Origin of the sequence: Streptomyces sp. NPDC051173 (assembly GCF_040689515.1) — a bacterium.
GTDB lineage: Bacteria > Actinomycetota > Actinomycetes > Streptomycetales > Streptomycetaceae > Streptomyces.
This window is the reverse complement of sequence record NZ_JBFBBD010000149.1, coordinates 1-4,118: the sequence shown is the minus strand read 5'-3', so window position 1 is coordinate 4,118 and position 4,118 is coordinate 1. Positions and strand designations below refer to the sequence as shown.

The 4,118-nt window shown below is 72.6% G+C and carries 4 protein-coding genes; 1 reads left to right on the top strand and 3 read right to left on the bottom strand.

The window, feature by feature from the left end; translation table 11 throughout:
- Nucleotides 1-207 precede the first annotated feature (207 nt).
- The 3 genes from AB0435_RS33885 to AB0435_RS33875 are packed head-to-tail and all read right to left on the bottom strand — an operon-like array spanning nucleotide 208 to nucleotide 2,467.
- Nucleotides 208-621: a RidA family protein gene (locus AB0435_RS33885; protein WP_366008519.1), complete on the bottom strand. Its 414-nt coding sequence runs from the start codon at nucleotides 619-621 to the stop codon at nucleotides 208-210.
- Entirely contained in the window at nucleotides 618-1,394 is a 777-nt protein-coding gene (locus AB0435_RS33880) for an IclR family transcriptional regulator (protein ID WP_366008520.1), read from the bottom strand. Before AB0435_RS33880 ends, AB0435_RS33885 begins: the two co-directional genes overlap by 4 nt.
- Nucleotides 1,391-2,467, bottom strand: coding sequence for a sugar kinase (locus AB0435_RS33875; RefSeq protein WP_366008521.1), 1,077 nt, complete (start codon nucleotides 2,465-2,467; stop codon nucleotides 1,391-1,393). The genes AB0435_RS33880 and AB0435_RS33875 overlap by 4 nt, the downstream gene beginning before the upstream one ends.
- Nucleotides 2,468-2,628: 161 nt before the next feature.
- Between AB0435_RS33875 and AB0435_RS33870 the strand changes: the two genes are divergently transcribed.
- Nucleotides 2,629-3,909: an alanine racemase gene (locus tag AB0435_RS33870; RefSeq protein WP_366428705.1), complete on the top strand. Its 1,281-nt coding sequence runs from the start codon at nucleotides 2,629-2,631 to the stop codon at nucleotides 3,907-3,909.
- Nucleotides 3,910-4,118: the final 209 nt, after the last annotated feature.

The following is a 4,118-nucleotide window of genomic DNA, read 5'->3' as shown; positions in this document are numbered from 1 at the left end:
GGCACCTCCCAGCGGTAGCTGGGGGAGTTTGAGGACAACGCGCGAAGCGTGTTGCGGGGTCTGGGGCAGCGCCCCAGTTTCGGGAAGGGGCGGGGCTGGGGAACAAAGCGCCGCAGGCGCCAACCGACCCGTAGCCGGGGGCCTGGGGCGCGTGCCCCGGTTCGGGGAGGGGCGGGGTGGGGAACAAGCCCGCCGCAGGCGGAACCGTCAGCCCAGAACAGCCAGCGCGTCCATCTCGACCAGAAGATCACCCGGCAGCCCGACGTACACCGTCGTACGAGCCGACGGCACCGACTTCAAATCAGCGAAGTACTCGTTGTAGATGGCGTTCATCTCGTCGAACTGCCCCGGATCCGTGAGGTAGACGCGAAGCATGATGACGTCCTCCCAGGCGGCCCCGCCCGCCTCCAGGATCGCCTTCACGTTCGCGAGGGTCTGGAGCGTCTGGTCGCGCAGCGTCGGCCCCGCCGGCACCGGCTCCTCGCCCTCCGCGGCGGGCAGGAAGCCGACCTGGCCGGCGACCTGGAGGATGTTGCCCTTCTTCACGCCGTGCGAGAACTTCGCGGGCGGCGCGCTGTGCCCGGCCGGAGTGATCGCTGTCTTCTCGAGCTTCTCGGTCATGCCTTCTCCTTGGGGGAGTTCGTGGACGGTGTGGTGTTTCCGGAGAACTCCGCGCTGATGGCGTCGGCGGTGCGGCGCAACTGCGGGAGCAGGTGAAGAAGTTCCTCGGCGGAGACGACGACGTTCGGCGCGGAGATCGAGCACGCGGCGACCACGCGCCCGTCGACGCCGCGGACGGGCGCCCCGACGCAGTTGATGGACTCCTCGTGGCCGCCGAGGTCGGTGGCCCACCCCTGCGCGCGTACGGTCGCGAGCTCCTTGAGGTAGGCGGCGGCGTTCGGCGTGGAACGGGCGGTGTACGAGGGGTAGTCGAGCCGCTCGGCGACGGCACGGCGCTCGGGTTCCGGCAGGTCGGCGAGGAGCAGCTTGGCGACGGCGGCGACGGTGATCGCGACGGGCTTGCCGATGCGGGAGTACATCCGTACGGGGTAGCGGCTCTCGACCTTGTCGATGTAGAGGACCTCGTTGTCCTCCAGGACGGCGAGGTGCACCGTGTGGCCGCAGCGCTCGTTGAGGGCGACGAGGTGCGGGTGGGCGATCTCGCGTACGTCGAGGCTCTCCACGGCCTGCTGGGCGAGGGCGAAGAGGCGGGCGCCGAGGCGGTACCGCTGGTCCTGCTGGCGGTAGACGAACCCGTGCTCGTGCAGGGTGCGCAGCAGCCGCAGCGCGGTCGACTTGTGGACACCGAGCCGCCGGGCCACCTGTTCGAGATTGGCGGGGCCCTCGGCGAGCAGCGGCAGGATCGTGAGGGCACGGTCGACGGTCTGGCTCATACGGCGGTGCCCTCTTCCACGCTGGTGCTCCGGCCGGTCCAGCCGGGGCCGAGTCGCAGTGTCCCCCATGCGTCGTCGTCGAGCGCGATCAGGTGGTCGGCGTACGCGCGCTCCGGCGGCACGCCGAGGTCACCGGGCACGGTCAGCGCGGCGGCGGCCGTCAGGTGCGCGTACCGGACGCGTGCTTCCAGGGGCAGCCCGCGCAGCGTGCCGGAGAGGAACCCCGCGGCGAAGGCGTCCCCGGCGCCGACGGGTGCGACGACGTCGACGCGCAAGGCGGGCACGCTGACGACGTGGTCGGTGGGTGCGGACGGCGTGTCGCCGGTGGCGTGGAGGGCCGCGTACGCCACCGCCGCCCCGGCTCCCCGCTTCACCACCAGAACGGATGGTTCCGGCAGGAAGGAGCGCACCGCGTCAGGCCCTCGGACGCCCCAGACCGCCTCCGCCTCGTCCTCCCCGACGAAGACGATGTCGGAGCTCCGGGCGAGCTCGGCGAGCACCTCACCGGCCGGCGATTTCCACAGCGCCGGCCGGTAGTTCACGTCGAAGGAGACCAGCGGCCGGCCGGCCCGCCGCTGCGTGAGCCCGCGCATGAGGGCGAGGCAGTCGGCGGACAGCGCGGCCGTGATCCCGGACAGGTGGAGGATCCGCCCGGACCACACGTCCGCGGCCGGGATCGACGCCGGGGACATCGCCGAGGCGGCGGACCCGGCGCGGTAGTAGACCACTTCGGACGCGTCCGCCCCGGGCAGGCCGTCCACCGCGCGCTCGCCCGCCGTACGGAAGTAGACGCCGGTCGGGCGCCGGGGGTCGCGCCGCACGCGGGTGACGTCGACGCCGTACGCGGCGATCGCCTCCACCACGTGGTCGCCGAAGCCGTCCGTGCCGACCCGGCCGACCCACCGCGCGCGGTGTCCGGCGGCGGCGAGGGCGCAGGCGACGTTCGACTCGGCGCCGCCGATGCCGCGCTCGAAGGCGGGTACGTCGGCGAGGCGGCCGGGCCGGGTGGGGTGGAAGGTGACCATGGACTCACCGAGGCAGACGACGTCCGGGGCCTCAAAGTCGGCAGCCACGATCCCCCTCGTTCCGCGTTCTGTGCGCACTGTGTCACGGTCTCCCCGGGGGCCCGGCGAACCGTTGACCCGGCGCTTGCCGGGATGTTAGACAGCGGCAAGCGTTATACGCAATGGAAGTTGCACATACTGCAATGCCCTCATCACACCCTGGAGGCTCCATGGCCGCCGCCGGAGACGCCCTCGCCCGCCTCGCCGAGGAGCGCGTCGACCACCGCTTCAAAGGCCTGCCCCCGGACGCCGAGGGCCTGACGGTCGGCGCGCTGGCGGCGGAGCGCCGTTCGCTGTTCACCGGTGGCTTCACCACGCCCGTGCTCGCCCTCTCCGCCGAGGCGCTCGACCACAACCTCGCGCTCATGGAGCGCTGGTCCGCCGAGCACGGCCTCGCGTTCGCGCCCCACGGGAAAACCTCCCTCGCCCCCCGGCTGCTGGAGCGTCAGCTGGAGCACGGCGCCTGGGGGATCACGGCCGCCGTGCCCACCCAGGTCCGCGTCTACCGCGCCTTCGGCATCAAACGCGTCTTCCTCGCCAACGAGGTCGTGGACGCGGCCGCCCTCCGCTGGCTGGCGGCCGAGCTCACCGCCGACCCGGACTTCCGCCTGATCACGTACGTCGACTCCGTACGCGGCGTCGAGCTGATGGACACCGCCCTGCGCGCGGCCGGCGCGACGCGCCCCCTGGACGTCGTCGTCGAACTGGGCGCCGAGGGCGGCCGTACGGGCATCCGCACCGAGGCCGACGGCACCGCCGTCGCCGACGCCGTGGCCGCCACGGACACGCTGCGCCTGGTGGGCGTCGCGGGGTACGAGGCGGAAATCCCGGACGCCGACGGCGACGCCGTACGCGCCTGGCTGCGGCGGATGACCGCGCTGGCGGTGGAGTTCGACAAGGCGGGCCGGTTCACGGGCGTGGAGGAGATCGTCGTCAGCGCGGGCGGCAGCGCGTGGTTCGACGCCGTGGCCGAGGTCTTCGGCGAGCTCCCGCCGCTGTCCGCACCGGTGTTGAAGCTGCTGCGCTCCGGGGCGTACGTGACGCACGACGACGGCTCGTACCGCCGCAAGACGCCGTTCAACCGGCACCCCGAAGAGGGCGCCCTGCGGCCCGCGTTCCGCCTCTGGGCCCAGGTCGTCTCCCGGCCCGAGCCGGGCCGCGCCTACCTCAACGCGGGCAAGCGGGACGCCTCGTACGACCTGGACCTGCCCGAACCCCAGGTCGTCCGCTCGGCCCGCGACGGCTCGCTGCGCCCTGCGACGGGGATGAGCGTGGTGGGGCTGGCGGATCAGCACGCTTTCGTCTCACTGGCGGAGGGTGTGGAGCTGGAGGTCGGCGACTGGGTGGGGCTGGGGCTTTCGCATCCCTGCACGGTTTTCGACAAGTGGCAGCTCATTCCGTTGGCGGCGGAATCGGGGACGGTGACGGAGTACATCCGCACGTTCTTCTGACCGGCGATGGACGCCTGCGGCGGGCTCTTTCCCCAGCCCCGCCCCTTCCCGAGACTGGGGCTCCGCCCCAGACCCCGACGTGCAGGTCCGTTGCCTCCCCCAGCTACCGCTGGGAGGTGCCCCCAGCGGCGGGGGCGCCTTGCGGGCGTGTCCTCAAACGCCGGACGGGCTGAATTCGCTGGCTACGGTCCGCACCATCCAGCCCGTCC